The following is a 16067-nucleotide window of genomic DNA, read 5'->3' on the forward strand; positions in this document are numbered from 1 at the left end:
GGGCAAAGTGTCAGAGGGCGCCGAAGCCCACGCGCCGGACTTCTTCGGCGCCGATTTCGACGTAGCCCAGGACGCTGCCGGGAACGATCACCTGGCGGCCCTTGTCGTCCGTCAGCCGCAACTCGGAACCCTTGGAGAGGGCGTCCGCAACGAGCTTGGCGACCGCGTCAGCGTCCAATGCGGATTCGAGCACAATTTCACGGCCGACGTTCTGAATGCCGATCTTTACTTCCACAGCAAGGCCTCCAAGCCAATCAAGAATTAGGTCAGTCCTTTATTTGTAGCCTAGGACTCTTTGGGGAATCGACTGATTCCGCGCCAAGCTAAACGATAGATCAGATCGCTGGCCACATCGAGATCCAGATTTCCGTCCGTTTCAAGCCAGTAACGCGCGCTGACCTGGGCCATTCCGGCCAGCCCCCGGCCCAGGAGCTGGGCCTCGAGCGGGGGTAGCTTGGTGTCCTCGGCAATGACATGGGCTACGGCATCGGCGAAGGTCTTGTTGAACGTTTCCAGTCGGGAACTCACATCGGGATCGTTAATGAGGTCCGATTCAAAGACCAGCCGGTGCGCTTGGTCGTCGTCCGCGATGAACTTGTAGTACGCGCGCATCACGGCCTTGACGCGCTCCTTGTTGTCCGAGGTGGAATTCAAGGCGGTGAGCATCAGTTCGGTCAGCGCGGCGAGGTGGCTGTCCAGGAGCGCCATGTACAGCTCCCGCTTGGAGGGGAAGTGCTGGTAGAGCACCGGCTTGCTCACATGGGCGGTCTCAGCGATCTCATCCATGGCGGCACCGTGAAAGCCGTTGGACACGAAAACTTCCAGGGCAGCGTTGAGCAATTGCGCGCGGCGTTCGTCCCGCGGCAACCTTGCTGAGCGCGGTGAACCAGTCCGTTCCTGCTTTGCTGCTGCCCCATCGTTTGCCCGTGCGCCGTCAGCCACAGTCTGCCGCCTTTCCTTTGCAGTTATGACCACTGTACCGGTGGGTAATATGACCGGGCGGCATCGGCAGGCATACATTGGGGTATGGCCTCAATTCTTGCCGCCCACACTGCGCCCGCGGTCCTGCCGCCCCTCGTTGAACCTGCCGCCGGACTGTCGCCGGCCGAGGTGGAACGGTACTCCCGGCATCTCATCATTCCGGAAATTGGAGCCCTGGGCCAACGCAGGCTTAAGAATGCGAAAGTTCTTGTCATAGGCGCCGGTGGGCTCGGTTCGCCGGCCCTCCTGTATTTGGCCGCAGCGGGCGTCGGTACGTTGGGAATTATCGACGACGACGTGGTGGACCTCAGCAATTTGCAACGCCAGGTGATCCACGGAGTCAAGGACGTTGGCATCCCCAAAATAGAATCGGCGCGCAACGCCATTGCCGAACTCAATCCGCTGGTCAAGGTAGTGCTGCACAATGACCGCCTTGATTCCTCGAATGCGTTGGACCTCTTTGCGCAATACGACCTCATCCTGGATGGCGCGGACAATTTCGCAACCAGGTACCTCGTTAATGACGCCGCCGCGATCCTGGGCAAGCCCTATGTTTGGGGTTCCATTTTCCGGTTCGACGGACAGGTAAGCGTCTTTTGGGGCGAGCACGGCCCTACCTACCGCGACCTGTACCCTGAAGCGCCGCCAGCGGGCTCCGTGCCGTCCTGCGGCGAAGGCGGTGTCTTCGGCATGCTCTGTGCAGCCGTTGGCTCCCTTATGGTCACCGAGGCAGTCAAGCTGATCACCGGCGTCGGGCGTTCCCTTCTGGGCCGCGTGGCGCTCTTTGACGCCCTGGGTGGCAGCTGGCGCGAAATCAAAGTGTCCAAGGACCCGGAAGCCGAGCCGATCACCGAACTGACCGACTACGAGGCTTTCTGCGGTGTTACCCCTCCGGCGCCCGCCGACCAGGCGCACACGGTGACGGCCACGGAATTGGCGCAGATGCTGGCCGACCGCGAGGTAGGTAAACGGGACTTCGACCTGGTGGATGTCCGGGAGTCCGGCGAATACAGCATCGTCAACATCGACGGCGCCGTACTGATCCCGCAGGGCCGCATCCTCTCGGGCGAAGCCTGGGTGGACCTGCCGCAGAACCGGGACATCGTGTTCCACTGCAAGGCAGGAACACGCTCCGCAACAGTCCTGGAGGCTGCCCGCAAGGCCGGGTACGACCGCGTCAGCCATCTCGACGGCGGTATCCTCGCCTGGGTTCGGGACGTCGAGCCGGAGAAGCCCGTCTACTGAGCATTGCCGGAGCGCTCCCATGTCTGGGAAGCTCAAGCATGGGCGAAGAAGCGACGCAGACGCAGCAACACCACCTCGGCTCGGCTTTCGGCCACTACTCCACCGCGGCAGAGGTGATTTCAGGGATCGACCTCTCGGGTAAGTCCGCCATCGTTACGGGAGGATACTCGGGACTCGGTCTGGAAACCGTACGGGCCCTGGTTTCGGCCGGCGCACAGGTCACGGTCCCTGCCCGGCGCGTGGAACACGCCCGGTCGGTGCTCGCCGAGGCCGGCCTGGATGGCGTGTCCGTTGCCCCTCTGGACCTTGCTGACCAAGAGAGCGTCAAGGCCTTCGCCAAGCACTACCTGGCAGATCACCACACTCTCGACATCCTCATCAACAACGCCGCGATCATGGCCAGCCCGGAACAGCGCGTGGGACCCGGGTGGGAGGCGCAGTTCGCCACCAACCACTTGGGGCACTACACCCTGGTGAACCTCCTATGGCCGGCTCTGGCGGCAGCAGGATCTGCGCGGGTTGTCTCCTTGTCCTCAACGGGCCACAAGCTATCCCCTATCCGCTTCGATGACATGGACTTCGCCGGAGGCTATGACAAATGGAAGGCGTATGGCCAGGCGAAGACCGCGAACGCCCTCTTTGCCGTGGAACTGGACCGCCTGGGCCGGGCGTTCGGGGTGCGCGCGTTCGCTGTGCATCCGGGCGGGATCATGACAGAACTCCAGCGCCACTTGCCCAGGGAAGAAATGGTGGCGGCGGGCTGGATGGACGCCGAGGGAAACCTGCGCGAGGGATTCAAGACCCCGGAACAAGGCGCCGCCACCTCGGTGTGGGCAGCCACCTCACCCTTGCTGGCTGGGAAGGGTGGCGTGTACTGCGAGGACTGCGATGTGGCCGAGCCCACCGACCACCACTCGCCGCTGGCCCGGTACCAAGGTGTTGACGCGCATGCCGTTGACCGGGAAGCTGCGCGGAAGCTGTGGGAGAGGTCGGCCGGGTTGACCGGAGTCAACGCCTTCGCCTGATTCCGGAGAACCCGGGTGCGGCGGACTTTGTTCAGGCGCTTTCGGAGCGCAGTTGCTGGTGATCCACGGGGCACTCGGCCGCGGCCGGGGCGGCCTGCGGCTGCTCCACCTGGATGCCGTACAGGGCCTCCAGTGCGGCCACGTAATTATCCTGCTGGCCGTTGGCTGCCAATTCGCGGGCGCGGACCGTGGGAACGTGCAGCAGTTGCTTGACCATCCGACGGAGGGCGAACTCCACCTCCTCGGCTGCGGCTGTGCAACCGTGCCGGGCACGGACTTTCTCCATCTCGGAGTCGAGCACGTTCATGGTGTGGCGGCGGAGGGCGACAATGGCCGAATCGATGGAACGCGATTCACGTTCGGCTTCGAAAGCCTTGGCCGCTCCGCTGACAATCGCACTTGCCTGGGTCAGGGATTCGGCCTGTTCCTGGGGTGCTGCGAGACGGACCGATTCAAGCGTCAGGAGTTCCACGCCGTCGAGTTCACCCACAGCGGGATCGAAGTCATGGGTGAGGGCGAGGTCGATGGCGATCAAGGTTTTGCCGGAAGAGGCGCGGACCCTGGCGAGGTCGGCGGCCTCCACGCGGGTGTCCGAGCCGCTGCAGCCGATCATGACGTCAGCCGCCGCGACAGCAGCGGGGAGGGTGTCGGCGTCGAGCGCTGTTCCACCCCGGGTTGCCACGAAGCCCTCGGCTCGGCCGGAGGATGAGTAGACCGAAACGTCGGTACAACCACGTTCGCGAAGCAGGGACATGGTGGCGCCCGCGTAGGCTCCGGTACCGAAGACCACCACCTTCTTGGCTGTCCAGTCGTCGGTGTCGGAGAGATCAGTTGCGAGATCGAGGGCCACGGAGACGATCGAGAGCCCACGCGAGCCAAGGGCAGTCTGCGCTCCGACGTCCTTGGCGGTCTTGGAGGCGGCCTGGAACAGGCGGACAAGGCCGGAACTTGCGGTGCCTTCCTGCTGGGCGGTGATCAGGGCGCGGCGGACCTGCCCGGCGATCTCGCGCTCGCCCACCACTGCCGAGTCAAGGCCCGCGCTCACTGCGAACAGGTGGCGCGTGACGTCAGGGCCGGCGTGGGTGCTGAAAGAACGGGAGACGAGTTGCTCGTTGAGGCCACTGAGTTCGCTGATCTGCGAGACGAGGGCCGAGCGTGCGGCTTCGACGTCAGCACCATGGCTGGTTTCGCCGTAAATCTCGTAGCGGTTGCAGGTAGCCAGGACTACGGCGCCGGACACAACGGGGGATCCGGTGAGCGCAGCGGAGGCAAGACCGGATGAACCGTTGCTCAACTGAGCGACGGTCTCAAGATCGATGTCGGCGTGTGTAGCCACCAATGAGAAAAGAACCACAGCAACCCAATCATAGCTTTTTCGTAGCCCGGTAGAACAATGTACCGCCGTGGCGATCCACACCATCAGGGGTGACTCCCACCACTGTGGGGCGCAACGCTTGGGACATGACAGCCTGTCGTTATCTTTTGCCCCGGATTTTCGGCACAATCGAAGGCATGACTTCTAGCGCGGCAGCATCCAACAATACGGCCCTCAATGCTCCTGCGGGCAACCTCGGCCCCGGGCACCCGTTGAATGACGGCCGTACCTCAGACTCGCCGCTCATCACCGCCTACCGCGGCGGCACGCCGTCCCGCAGGCCGGTGTGGTTCATGCGCCAAGCCGGCCGATCGCTGCCCGAGTACCTGAAGGTCCGCGAAGGCGTGGCCATGCTGGACTCGTGCCTGCGACCGGAACTCGCCGCCGAGATCACCCTGCAGCCCGTCCGCCGCCACGACGTGGACGCCGGCATCTTCTTCTCGGACATCGTGATTCCGCTCAAGCTCGCCGGCGTTGGCGTGGACATTGTTCCCGGCGTGGGTCCGGTCCTGGACAAGCCGGTCCGGACCGCTGAGGACGTCGCGGCCCTCCCGGAGCTGACATGGGAGGCCCTGGAGCCCATCCGCGAAGCCGTCCGCCTGACGGTCGCCGAACTGGGCAAGACCCCGTTGATCGGTTTTGCCGGCGCGCCGTTCACCCTTGCCGCCTACATGGTTGAAGGCCGCCCGTCCCGCGACCACCTCGGCCCGCGGACCATGATGCACGCGGACCCCGAGACCTGGCAGGCCTTGGCGAATTGGGCCGCCGACGCCTCGGGCCTGTTCCTCCAGGCCCAGCTCGAAGCCGGCGCTTCCGCCGGACAGCTGTTCGATTCCTGGGCCGGCTCCTTGGGCTTGGCCGATTATTCCAAATTCGTTGCTCCGGCATCCGCCCGGGCGCTGGACCACGTCCGGGGACTGGGTGCGCCGCTGGTGCACTTCGGAACGGGAACATCGGAACTCCTGGTGGCCATGCGGGACGTTGGCGTGGACGTGGTTGGCGTGGACTACCGCCTGCCGCTCGACGAGGCCAACCGCCGCCTCGGTGGCACGATTCCCTTGCAGGGCAACATTGATCCCGCCCTTCTCTCCGCGCCGTGGGAGATCCTGGAAGCCCACGTCCGCGAGGTCATCGAGGCGGGCTCGCATGCGCCTGGCCATGTGCTGAACCTGGGCCACGGTGTTCCGCCCGAAACCGACCCCACCGTTCTGACGCGGGTGGTGGAACTCATCCACTCCATCCCGGCCAAGTAGCACCTTATGCGCGGGGGACACGCTAAATCCCTGGGCCCGTCCGCCGTCGTCGTTGGCGGCGGAATCTCAGGGCTGGTGGCCGCGAGGGAACTCGCCGTGGCGGGGACTGCGGTCACCGTTCTTGAAGCTACTGGGTCGTGGGGTGGCTGCGTTGGCGGGCACACGGTGGCTGGCCTGTCGTTGGACAGCGGAGCCGAGTCCTTCGCCACACGCTCCACGGCCGTGGCGGATCTTGCGCGGGAGCTTGGCCTGGAATCGCGGATAGTCGCTCCCCATCCCGGGGGAGCCTGGGTGCAACTGCCCGAGGGTGCCCGTGAACTCCCCAAGACCGGTGTGCTGGGAATTCCCGCGAATCCGTGGGATCCCGAGGTCAGGCGTTCCCTTGGTTTCGCAGGGGCGCTCCGTGCCTCCCTTGACCGGTGGATGCCCGCCTCGGTGGGAACTTCTTCCGATGTCACCAGCGTTTCGGAGTTGGTCCGTGCCCGCATGGGCAAGACGGTCCTCGAACGGCTGGTAGCGCCGGTGGTGGGTGGCGTGCACTCGGCAGACCCCGCGCTGCTGGACGTGGACATGGTGGCCCCGGGCCTGCGCGCCGGACTCCGGAAGCATGGTTCGTTGGCCGCCGCCGTGGCCAGCCAGCGCCAAGCCGCCCGTGGGACCGGTTCCGTGCCCGCCAAGGCGGGTTCCGCCGTCGGAGGCCTGACCGGTGGGATGCACACGTTGGTGACCGCGCTGGTCAAGGACCTCCGGGGCCGTGGCGTGGACTTGCTTACGGACAAGCGCGTGGCCTCCGCCCGAAAAACCTCCCACGGTTGGCAGGTCACCGCGGGCGGGGAGGCGTACGACGCCGATCGGCTGGTGGTCGCCCTCGATGGTCCGGCCGCCGTCGGGCTGCTGGAGGATTCATTGCCCGGCCTGACCGCCCTGCGCCCTGGGCCCGGGCCGTTGGTCAGCCTGGTGACGCTCGTGGTGGATCTCCCGGAACTGGATGGGCGGCCCAGGGGCACGGGAATCCTGGTGGCACCGCAGACCGCGGGAATCCGTGCGAAAGCCCTCACCCATGCCACGGCGAAATGGGACTGGCTGGCTGAGGAGGCCGGCCCTGGAACCCACGTGGTGCGTCTCTCTTACGGCCGGATGGAGGATTCCGGAGCGCCGGAGGCGGCGCTGGATGACGAGAACCTGTTGTCGGCGGCCCTGGAGGATGCCTCAGCACTTCTCACGGTTCCGGTGTCCCGGACGGACATCCTCGATTGGGATGTAGTGCGCTGGGCGGGCGCGCTGCCGTTTGCCGCCGTCGGTCATAAACAGCGCGTAGCCCAGGTGCGCAAAGTGGTTGGCTCTGTCGACGGATTGACGGTGGTCGGCGGCTGGCTGGCTGGCAACGGCCTCGCCGCGGTGGTCGCGGACACGCGCGCGCAGGTGGCGCCGCCGCGGGCCGAGGATCCCACTATTACGTGATTTATGTCACTTCTACGCCTTGTAGAACAAATCCATTTCGACTTAGCGGCCCGCGCGGGGCAAACTTGAAACCATGAGCCACACTTCTGCCGAATCTGTCACTAAAACTTCTGAAAACGAAGAACAGTTCTTCACGCTCTGGACCGTCTTCAAGCGCTCAGCCGACGTCCTGCGCAGCGGCGATGCCGCGCAGAAATTCGACACACTGGTCGAAAAGCTCGCCGCGAACGGCGTGGTCCTGCGGGGCAGCTACGACGTCTCCGCCATGCGCTCGGATGCGGACATCATGGTGTGGCTCCACGGCGCCAAGCCCGAAGACCTCCAGGCCGCCGTCCGTTCCATCCGCCGCAGCACGCTGTTCGCCGGTACCGAGATCGTTTGGTCGGCAATGGGCGTGCACCGCGAGGCCGAGTTCGCCAAGAGCCACGTTCCTGCCTATGCCCGTGGCGTCGAACCCAGCACCTGGCTCTGCGTCTACCCGTTCGTCCGCTCCTACGAGTGGTACCTCCTGCCCGCCGAAGAGCGGGGCAAGATGCTCCGCGACCACGGCCTCCTGGGCCGTGAATTCCCGCAGGTCATTTCCAACACCGTGTCCTCGTTCGCGCTGGGGGACTGGGAGTGGATCCTCGGCCTTGAGGCGCCCGAACTGGTTGACTTGGTGGACCTGATGCGCCACCTGCGCGCCACCGACGCCCGTAACCACGTGCGCGAAGAGATTCCCTTCTACACCGGCCGCCGCGTCACGGCTGCCGAGATCGCCGAGGTCCTCGCATGAGCGGGCTGTCCGTCTCCACCGAACTGAACCAGGTCACCGAACGCGGCCGCCAGGAAGCGAAGCACTACGACGCCGTCCTGCTCGCATCCTTCGGTGGGCCCGAAGGCCAGGAAGACGTCATTCCCTTCCTGCGCAACGTCACCCGCGGGCGCGGCATCCCCGACGAGCGCCTGGAAGAGGTGTCGCACCACTACCGGGCCTTCGGCGGCATCAGCCCCATCAACCAGCAGAACCGCGAGTTGAAGGCAGCCATTGAAGCCGAACTCGCCAAGCGCGGCATCGAGCTGCCGGTTCTGTGGGGCAACCGGAACTGGGACCCGTACATCGCGCCGGTTTTGCAGGACGCCTACGACGCCGGCCACCGCCGGATCCTGATGCTCACTACCAGCATCTACTCCTGTTACTCCAGCTGCCGCCAGTACCGCGAAGATATCGGCATCGCCCTGACGGAAACAGGCCTGGACGGAAAACTGGAAGTGGACAAGATCCGCCAGTACTTCGACCACCCCGGAGTGGTGCAGCCATTCCTGGAGGGGACGGCCGCCGGCCTCGAGGAGATCCGTGCCAAGCTTTCCGCTGCAGGCGTTGCCGATCCCGACTCCGGCATCCGTGTCCTGTTCGCCACGCACTCCATTCCTACCAGGGACGCGGAGGCCGCAGGCCGCTCCGAGGACGAGCCCCGCGACTTCGCGGAAGGTTCCGCCTATGCCGCCCAGCACCTGGCCAACGCCAAGGCCATCATGGACACCGTGGCTCCGAACGTCGCTTGGGACCTCGTTTACCAGTCGCGTTCGGGTGCACCCCACATCCCTTGGCTCGAACCGGACATCAATGACCACCTTGAGGAAATCGCGCCCGAGGGTGTTCGCGGCGTGGTCATTGTTCCCCTTGGTTTTGTCAGCGACCACATGGAAGTTGCGTGGGACCTGGACACGGAAGCCTTGGAAACCTGCAAGAACCTGGGCATCGAAGCCACCCGCGTTCCCACACCGGGAACGCACGCAGCCTTTGTGTCAGGACTCGTGGACCTGATCTGCGAACGCACCCTTGAGAACAACATCGCCGACCGACCGCACGTGACGGATCTCGGACCCTGGTACGACGTGTGCCGTCCCAACTGCTGCGAAAACTTCCGCGGGGCCAAGCCGGTCATCGCCGAGGTCGGCTCCAGCATTGGGATCGGACATGAGGCCTACCCCGCCCCGGAGGCCAGCAAGTGACTGTTCGCATCGGCACCAGAGCCAGCAAGCTGGCCCTGACGCAGACCCAGCAGACGGCGGACCAGCTGGCCGCCGTCGGGGGCTTCCCCGTGGAGCTGGTCCACATCCGGACCGAAGGCGACGTCAGGACCGGATCGCTGTCCCAGATGGGTGGCACCGGGGTCTTCGTTGCCGCGTTGCGCGATGCCTTGCTCATTGAGAGCTGCGACGTAGCCGTGCATTCCCTCAAGGACCTCCCCACCGGGGCAGCCGTTGGATTGAGCATCGCCGCTACGCCGCCGCGCGTGGATGTGCGGGACGTCCTGTGCGCCCGGGACGGATTGACGCTGGCGGAACTTCCCGGTGGCGCCAAAGTGGGCACTGGATCGCCGCGGCGCGCAGCGCAGCTTCGTGCCGCCCGTCCGGACATCGAGGTGCTGGATATCCGCGGAAACGTGGACACCCGCCTCAACCGGGTACCCGGGCTGCCCGGCAATGCCGTGGACGAGGTGGTGGAGGGCAAATCGAACGACCTTGACGCAGTAGTCCTCGCCGCCGCCGGACTCGAACGCATGGGGCGGCTGGATACGGTGTCCGAATTCTTCGATACCTCCGTGATGCTGCCTGCCCCAGGCCAGGGTGCCCTTGCCATTGAGTGCCGCACGCCCGACGCGCCACAGCGTGACGCCTCCGTGGACGGTGGCAATGTGGTGCTGGCCCAGGCCCTGGCGGCGTTGAACGACGACGACACCCGGCTTGCGGTCACGGCCGAACGTGCCGTACTGGCCAGGCTCGAGGCCGGATGTGCCGCCCCCGTGGGTGCCTATGCGTACCGCAAGGGCAGCATGTTGCACTTGGAAGCCGTGGTCTGCGCCGTGGACGGGACCCGTACTGTGCGCGAAAAGAAGGCCACCGATGGCCTGACCGAGGTAGGCGCCACGTTGCTGGGCATCGAGGTTGCCGAACAACTGCTCGCGGCCGGTGCCGCTGAAATTGCGGACCTTGCTGCCTCCTGAACCCATGGCTGCCGCGGGCTTGCGGGGTCGGCGTGTCCTGATCACCAGGAGCGCCGACCGTGCCCGCACGCTTGCTGCCCTGCTGAGGAGCAAAGGGGCCATACCGTTGGTCCTTCCCCTGATCGACTTTGAGCAGGCCACCGACCAGGCCTCCTTGGATTCTGCCTTGGACACGCTCGCCGCCGGCGGCTACGAGTGGCTGGTGGTCAGCAGTACCACCACGCTGCGTGTCCTGATCGGGAAGGCAGCCGAGCGCGGCACCACGGCTTCGCAACTGGTGCCTGCCGGCACGAAAGTGGCCACCGTTGGTTTGTCATCACGGCGGGCACTCGAAGCCGCTGGGCTTCCCGTTGACCTTTGCCCCACCGGAGAACAGTCCGCCGAAGGCCTTCTCGAGGTGTGGGACTCGCCAAATGCGCGGATCTTCCTGCCCCAAGCGGATATCGCCTCGCCACGCCTGCGGGAGGGACTGGCAATGAAGGGTGCCTCCGTTGACGCAGTTACTGCCTATCACACGGTCGAGTACCCGGCCCATGATTCGCGGCGGCTGACAGCGGAACTGCCTGCCGCCGTCGGACTTTCCGGTGACGGTCTGCCGCCGCAACTGACGGCTGAAGCCGTGAAGGCGCGGCTCGGCGCCGGGGCACTGGACGCGATCGTCGTTGCCTCCCCGAGCGCGGTGCGCCGGATCGCCCAAGCCCTGCTGCCGCTTGGGGCCTGCCGCCTGGTTGCGATCGGCCGCCCCACCGCCGCCGAGGCCGCCCGGGTTGGCCTGCCGGTGGCAGCAACCGCCAACGAACCCACGCCGGCGGGCATTGCGACCGCCCTGGAAACCATCTTCGCCAACGAAGGGAACCCCCAATGAGTTTTCCAAACCACCGCCCCCGCCGCTTGCGCACCACCCCCGCCATGCGACGCCTCACCGCCGAGAACCGTCTGGCGCCTGCAGACCTCATCCTGCCCGCCTTCATCCGGGAGGGCCTGACAGAGCCCAGCCCCATCACCTCGATGCCCGGGGTCGTCCAGCACACCACCGACACCCTCAAGCGGGCGGCAGCAGAGGCCGTGGAATTGGGCGTTGGCGGCATCATGCTGTTCGGAGTCCCAGCCGTGCGCGATGCCAGGGGAACTGCTTCGCTGGATCCCGAAGGCGTGCTGAACAAGGCCATCCGGGACGTCAAAGCCGAGGTGGGCGATGCTTTGGTGATCATGGGCGATGTGTGCCTGGACGAGTTCACCGATCACGGCCACTGCGGAGTCCTGGACGCCAACGGTTACGTGGACAACGATGCCACGTTGGAGATTTACGGACAGATGGCCGTTGCGCAGGCGGAGGCCGGCGCACACGTGCTGGGCCCTTCCGGAATGATGGACGGCCAGATCGCCGTGATCCGCCAGGCGCTCGAGGAATCCGGCCACAAGAACACTGCCATCCTGGCCTACGCCGCCAAGTACGCGTCCGCCTTCTACGGCCCCTTCCGGGAAGCCGTCGACTCCCAGCTTAAGGGCGACCGCCGCACCTACCAGATGGACGCCGCGAACCGACGCGAAGCGATTCTCGAAGTGGAGTTGGATCTCGAAGAAGGAGCCGACATGGTCATGGTGAAGCCTGCCATGAGCTACCTCGACATCCTTGCCGACGTAGCGGCCATGAGCCCGGTGCCTGTCTCGGCCTACCAAATCTCCGGCGAGTACGCCATGATCGAAGCGGCCGCCGCGAACGGCTGGATCGACCGGCGTGGGGCCATCACGGAATCCGTGCTCGGCATCAAGCGGGCCGGTGCCGATACCGTGCTGACCTACTGGGCCTCCGAACTGGCAGGCTGGCTGAAGGAGTCCTGATGACCCTCACACCGTCCGATCCCACGGCGCCGGTGGGTGCTGGACGCATCCTCCTGGGCCTGAACACTTTTGGCGACGCTGGGCTTGATGCCGAGGGAAATCCCAAGGAACACGCCCAGGTGCTGCGCGAGCTTCTGGAAGAAGCCAAGCTGGCGGACGCCGTCGGAATCCATGCGTTTGGCGTGGGAGAGCACCACCGCCGCGATTTCGCGGTGTCAGCACCTGAAGTCTTCCTGGCGGCGGCCGCCGCGGTGACGTCGAGGATCCGGCTGGGAACCGCCGTGACGGTCCTGAGCTCCGACGATCCCATCCGGGTGTTCCAGCGCTTTGCCACGGTTGATGCCCTTTCCAACGGACGCGCCGAAGTGATGCTCGGCAGGGGATCGTTCGTCGAATCGTTCCCCCTGTTCGGGCTCGATCTGGCCGATTACGAGGTCCTGTTCGAGGAAAAGCTGGACTTGTTCCACAAAGTCCGCGCGCAGAAGCCCGTGCACTGGGAAGGTCGCACCCGGCCCAACGTCAATGGACTCCAGGTTTATCCCCGCCTGCAGCACCATCTGTTGCCGGCCTGGATCGGGGTGGGCGGGACTCCCGAATCCGTGGTGCGGTGCGCCGAATACGGCTACCCGATCATCTTTGCCATCATTGGCGGAGAGCCGCGGCGATTCGCGCCACTGGTGAACCTCTACCGGGACGCCATGGCCCGATACGGCCACCCCATGCGGCAGATCGCGACGCATTCGCCTGGTTTCATCGCCGACACCGATGAAGCCGCCCGCGAGGAGTTGTTTCCGCACTGGCTCGAACAACGCAACCGGATCGGCGCCGAGCGAGGCTGGGGACCGGGAAACCGGGGGGAGTTCGACGCCATGTGCGGCCCGGAAGGCGCACTGTACGTGGGTTCCCCCGAAACTGTGGCCCGGAAGATCGCCTTGCTCAAGAGCAACCTCGGCGTGGACCGGTTCGACCTCAAGTACAGCAACGGAACACTGCCGCACCAGTCCATGCTGCGCTGCATCGAGTTGTACGGGACGGAAGTTGCGCCCCGCGTCGCCGAACTCCTGGACGAAGCGGAAGCAGACGCGGGCTGAAGCCTGGCGCCGATCCAGCAGGCAGCTCCATCATCACTGAAAGAATAGGAACCATGACTTCAAACACCCCTGTGTCCGACCAGCTGTTCGACCGCGCCCAGTCGCTGATGCCCGGCGGGGTCAACTCGCCGGTCCGTGCTTTTGGCTCTGTGGGCGGAACACCGAAGTTCATGGTCTCGGCCAAGGGCGCCTACCTTACGGACGCCGATGGCAAGGAATACGTGGACCTGGTCTGCTCGTGGGGTCCTGCCCTCCTCGGCCATGCGCACCCGGCTGTGCTGGATGCCGTGCACGCGGCCGTGGACCGTGGCCTCTCTTTCGGCGCTTCCACTCCGGACGAGGCCAACCTGGCGGCCCTCGTCAAGGAACGGGTATCCGCCGTCGAGCGTCTCCGCATGGTTTCCACCGGTACCGAGGCGACCATGACGGCCGTCCGCCTGGCCCGCGGTTTCACCGGCCGCAACCTCATCATCAAGTTCGCCGGCTGCTACCACGGCCACTTGGACGGCCTCCTGGCATCCGCCGGTTCAGGGGTGGCCACTCTTGCCCTGCCCGGCTCTGCCGGCGTCACGGCCGCGGCCGCCGCGGAGACCCTGGTGCTGCCCTACAACGATCTCGCCGCAGTTGAGGAGGCATTCGCAGCGCACGGCAGCCACATCGCCGCTGTGATCACCGAGGCAGCGCCGGCCAACATGGGCGTCGTTACTCCGGCCGAAGGCTTCAACGCAGGACTGTCCCGGATTACCAAGGAACACGGGGCCCTCCTGATCCTGGACGAAGTCCTGACGGGCTTCCGCACTGGCTACGCCGGCTACTGGGGCCTGACCGGTCGCCAGGAGGGTTGGGCACCGGACCTGCTCACCTTTGGCAAGGTGATTGGTGGCGGCATGCCGACGGCGGCTCTTGGCGGCCGCGCGGATGTCATGGACTACCTGGCACCGTTGGGTCCCGTTTACCAAGCCGGAACGTTGTCCGGGAACCCTGTTGCCATGGCAGCCGGTGTCGCCACGTTGACCCACGCAACACCCGAGGTCTATGCCCACGTTGATGCGCGCTCCCTGGAACTCTCGGCGGCCCTTTCGTCTGCGTTGGACGCCGCCGGAGTCGACCATTCCATCCAGCGGGCAGGAAACCTGTTCTCTGTCTCCTTCGGCACCTCGGCCAACGGAGTCCACAATTACGCGGACGCGCAGGCCCAGGAAGTCTTCCGCTACGCGCCGTTCTTCCACTCCATGCTGGAATCCGGCGTGTACCTGCCGCCATCCGTCTTTGAGGCCTGGTTCCTGTCCGCGGCACACGACGATGCTGCGATGAACCGTATTTTTGACGCGCTTCCGGCTGCAGCCAAGGCTGCTGCCTCCGCCCAAGCCTAGGCTGGGACTTCGGCGCCTTCGAAAGTTGCAGGCAGCAGCTTTCGAAGGCGCCGTTTGCGTAGGCGGGGTAGGCTCGTAAGGGAAACCCAACCCCAACGAATCAACGGTTTACCATGCGTACCACCAAGACCATTGCATCGCTCAGCTCTATCCTTGCGGCGGCAGGAGTGGTCGCGGTATTGGCCTCGGGATGCACCGTCAGTGGGGGCAGTCCCGCTCCATCGGAATCACCTGGTCCCTCATCGACGTCTTCGGCCCCGCCCACTGGTTCAGCCGCTGCACCGTCCGGCACGGCGCCGTCCCCGCAGCCGACCCCCTCCGTGTCGGCCGTATCGCCTCCGGGAACCCAGGATGCAGCTACCCGGCAGCTCTCTTCCCTGAGCCTCGAGCAGCGGGTAGGGCAGCTGTTCATGGTCGCGGCCAAAGCCACGGGTCCCGAGCCTGCGACCATGGAGGCATTGGCCAAGTACCACGTGGGCAACGTCTACCTCAGCGGACGCAGCAAAGCCGGAGCAGCCGCGACGGCCGCTGTGGTGGCTTCCTTGAACGCCACGGTCTCGCCGGCCACCACCGGAAACCTGCCCTTGTTCGTAGCCACGGACCAGGAGGGCGGAAACGTGCAGGTTCTCTCCGGTCCCGGGTTCTCCGCCATACCGTCGGCCGTGGCCCAGGCCGGACTCGGGCCGGACAAGCTGCGTTCCAGCGCGGCCCAGTGGGGGAGGGAACTTCGAAGCGCCGGGGTCAACGTGGACCTGGCACCTGTCCTTGACACGGTGAAGAGCGCGGAGTTTGCACCATCCAACGGTCCGATCGGCCGCTTCCAGCGCCAGTACGGCTACACGCCTGACCAAGTGTCGGTGCTCGGGAACGCCTTTGCCCAAGGCTTGGCCGATGCCGGGGTGGCCCCCGTCGTGAAGCACTATCCTGGACTGGGCCGGGTGGTTTCCAACACGGACGTCAGCAAGGACGTGCGCGATACCGAAACGACCCGTACGGACCCCGCCTTGGCGCCCTTCAATGCAGCCATCCGTGGCGGTGCCCAGTGGGTCATGTTGTCCAACGCCTACTACGACCGCATTGACCCTGCCAATATTGCGCCGTTTTCACCGGTGGTGATGGAAACGATGCTCCGGACGGACGCAGGGTTCAAAGGAATCATCCTTTCCGATGACATGTGCAGTGCCGCGCAGCTGGAACCATGGACCAGCGCAGAGCGGGCCACCGCCTTCTTTGGTGCCGGTGGGACCATGATGGTCTGTGCTGACCCTGCGCGGATCCCCGCGATGCATGAGGCTGTGGTCCGCAGGGCTCAGGCGGATCCTGCGTTCGGGGCCAAGGTGGATGCCGCAGCCCTGGCTGTGCTGCAGGTCAAGGCCGCGGCCAGGCCTTAAACGGCAAATCCCCGGCCTCCGCTGGTCCGTGGGGGACCGC

General features: G+C 65.5%; 15 protein-coding genes. 12 read left to right on the forward strand and 3 right to left on the reverse strand.

Annotated elements, in window-relative coordinates:
• Positions 1 to 10: 10 nt before the first annotated feature.
• Together ACIQTZ_RS00945 and ACIQTZ_RS00950 are read right to left on the reverse strand one after the other, a co-directional pair.
• Complete coding sequence (locus ACIQTZ_RS00945; RefSeq protein WP_397322213.1) at positions 11 to 235, reverse strand: DUF3107 domain-containing protein; 225 nt, start codon at positions 233 to 235, stop codon at positions 11 to 13.
• A 50-nt stretch (positions 236 to 285) separates the two neighbouring features.
• Positions 286 to 942, reverse strand: a complete 657-nt coding sequence (locus ACIQTZ_RS00950; protein WP_402976716.1) for a TetR/AcrR family transcriptional regulator — start codon at positions 940 to 942, stop codon at positions 286 to 288.
• Between the two features lie 84 nt (positions 943 to 1026).
• Here ACIQTZ_RS00950 and moeB point away from each other — a divergent pair, with 84 nt between their 5' ends.
• Complete coding sequence (moeB, locus tag ACIQTZ_RS00955; protein WP_402976719.1) at positions 1027 to 2226, forward strand: molybdopterin-synthase adenylyltransferase MoeB; 1200 nt, start codon at positions 1027 to 1029, stop codon at positions 2224 to 2226.
• A gap of 38 nt (positions 2227 to 2264) precedes the next feature.
• Positions 2265 to 3251: an SDR family NAD(P)-dependent oxidoreductase gene (locus ACIQTZ_RS00960; RefSeq protein ID WP_402976721.1), complete on the forward strand. Its 987-nt coding sequence runs from the start codon at positions 2265 to 2267 to the stop codon at positions 3249 to 3251.
• A 31-nt stretch (positions 3252 to 3282) separates the two neighbouring features.
• Here ACIQTZ_RS00960 and ACIQTZ_RS00965 read toward each other — a convergent pair whose 3' ends face one another.
• Positions 3283 to 4605: a glutamyl-tRNA reductase gene (locus ACIQTZ_RS00965; RefSeq protein WP_402976724.1), complete on the reverse strand. Its 1323-nt coding sequence runs from the start codon at positions 4603 to 4605 to the stop codon at positions 3283 to 3285.
• Between the two features lie 158 nt (positions 4606 to 4763).
• Between ACIQTZ_RS00965 and hemE the strand changes: the two genes are divergently transcribed.
• The 10 genes from hemE to ACIQTZ_RS01015 all read left to right on the forward strand — a co-directional run bounded on the left by hemE (position 4764) and on the right by ACIQTZ_RS01015 (position 16027).
• The gene (gene hemE, locus ACIQTZ_RS00970) at positions 4764 to 5879 is read left to right on the forward strand and encodes a uroporphyrinogen decarboxylase (RefSeq protein ID WP_402976726.1); all 1116 of its coding nucleotides are present in this window, start codon (positions 4764 to 4766) and stop codon (positions 5877 to 5879) included.
• Positions 5880 to 5885: 6 nt separating this feature from the next.
• Positions 5886 to 7340, forward strand: coding sequence for a protoporphyrinogen oxidase (gene hemG / locus ACIQTZ_RS00975; protein ID WP_402976728.1), 1455 nt, complete (start codon positions 5886 to 5888; stop codon positions 7338 to 7340).
• 73 nt (positions 7341 to 7413) lie between these two features.
• A complete protein-coding gene (gene hemQ, locus ACIQTZ_RS00980) occupies positions 7414 to 8115 on the forward strand; it encodes a hydrogen peroxide-dependent heme synthase (protein ID WP_402976731.1) in 702 nt (233 codons plus the stop codon).
• On the forward strand, positions 8112 to 9335 hold the full coding sequence (locus ACIQTZ_RS00985) for a ferrochelatase (RefSeq protein WP_400329541.1): 1224 nt from the start codon (positions 8112 to 8114) through the stop codon (positions 9333 to 9335). Before hemQ ends, ACIQTZ_RS00985 begins: the two co-directional genes overlap by 4 nt.
• Positions 9332 to 10330: a hydroxymethylbilane synthase gene (hemC, locus tag ACIQTZ_RS00990; RefSeq protein WP_402976733.1), complete on the forward strand. Its 999-nt coding sequence runs from the start codon at positions 9332 to 9334 to the stop codon at positions 10328 to 10330. The genes ACIQTZ_RS00985 and hemC overlap by 4 nt, the downstream gene beginning before the upstream one ends.
• Entirely contained in the window at positions 10317 to 11195 is an 879-nt protein-coding gene (locus ACIQTZ_RS00995) for a uroporphyrinogen-III synthase (RefSeq protein ID WP_402976736.1), read from the forward strand. Before hemC ends, ACIQTZ_RS00995 begins: the two co-directional genes overlap by 14 nt.
• Positions 11192 to 12172, forward strand: coding sequence for a porphobilinogen synthase (hemB, locus tag ACIQTZ_RS01000; RefSeq protein WP_400329550.1), 981 nt, complete (start codon positions 11192 to 11194; stop codon positions 12170 to 12172). The genes ACIQTZ_RS00995 and hemB overlap by 4 nt, the downstream gene beginning before the upstream one ends.
• Positions 12172 to 13263 (forward strand): LLM class flavin-dependent oxidoreductase, encoded by a 1092-nt coding sequence (locus tag ACIQTZ_RS01005; RefSeq protein WP_402943696.1) that lies wholly within the window; start codon positions 12172 to 12174, stop codon positions 13261 to 13263. The genes hemB and ACIQTZ_RS01005 overlap by 1 nt, the downstream gene beginning before the upstream one ends.
• Before the next feature lie 53 nt (positions 13264 to 13316).
• Positions 13317 to 14636, forward strand: coding sequence for a glutamate-1-semialdehyde 2,1-aminomutase (gene hemL / locus ACIQTZ_RS01010; protein WP_400329556.1), 1320 nt, complete (start codon positions 13317 to 13319; stop codon positions 14634 to 14636).
• Positions 14637 to 14956: 320 nt separating this feature from the next.
• On the forward strand, positions 14957 to 16027 hold the full coding sequence (locus ACIQTZ_RS01015; protein ID WP_402976738.1) for a glycoside hydrolase family 3 N-terminal domain-containing protein: 1071 nt from the start codon (positions 14957 to 14959) through the stop codon (positions 16025 to 16027).
• Positions 16028 to 16067 lie beyond the last annotated feature (40 nt).

Origin of the sequence: Paenarthrobacter sp. NPDC090520, from assembly GCF_044769205.1 — a bacterium.
Lineage (GTDB): Bacteria > Actinomycetota > Actinomycetes > Actinomycetales > Micrococcaceae > Arthrobacter.

What these genes read in the sequence shown, in the direction of transcription:
- moeB (WP_402976719.1), top strand. Translation starts at nt 1,027, where the DNA reads ATGGCCTCAATTCTTGCCGCCCACACTGCGCCCGCGGTCCTGCCGCCC.
- ACIQTZ_RS00960 (WP_402976721.1), top strand. Translation starts at nt 2,265, where the DNA reads ATGGGCGAAGAAGCGACGCAGACGCAGCAACACCACCTCGGCTCGGCT.
- hemE (WP_402976726.1), top strand. Translation starts at nt 4,764, where the DNA reads ATGACTTCTAGCGCGGCAGCATCCAACAATACGGCCCTCAATGCTCCT.
- hemG (WP_402976728.1), top strand. Translation starts at nt 5,886, where the DNA reads ATGCGCGGGGGACACGCTAAATCCCTGGGCCCGTCCGCCGTCGTCGTT.
- hemQ (WP_402976731.1), top strand. Translation starts at nt 7,414, where the DNA reads ATGAGCCACACTTCTGCCGAATCTGTCACTAAAACTTCTGAAAACGAA.
- ACIQTZ_RS00985 (WP_400329541.1), top strand. Translation starts at nt 8,112, where the DNA reads ATGAGCGGGCTGTCCGTCTCCACCGAACTGAACCAGGTCACCGAACGC.
- hemB (WP_400329550.1), top strand. Translation starts at nt 11,192, where the DNA reads ATGAGTTTTCCAAACCACCGCCCCCGCCGCTTGCGCACCACCCCCGCC.
- ACIQTZ_RS01005 (WP_402943696.1), top strand. Translation starts at nt 12,172, where the DNA reads ATGACCCTCACACCGTCCGATCCCACGGCGCCGGTGGGTGCTGGACGC.
- hemL (WP_400329556.1), top strand. Translation starts at nt 13,317, where the DNA reads ATGACTTCAAACACCCCTGTGTCCGACCAGCTGTTCGACCGCGCCCAG.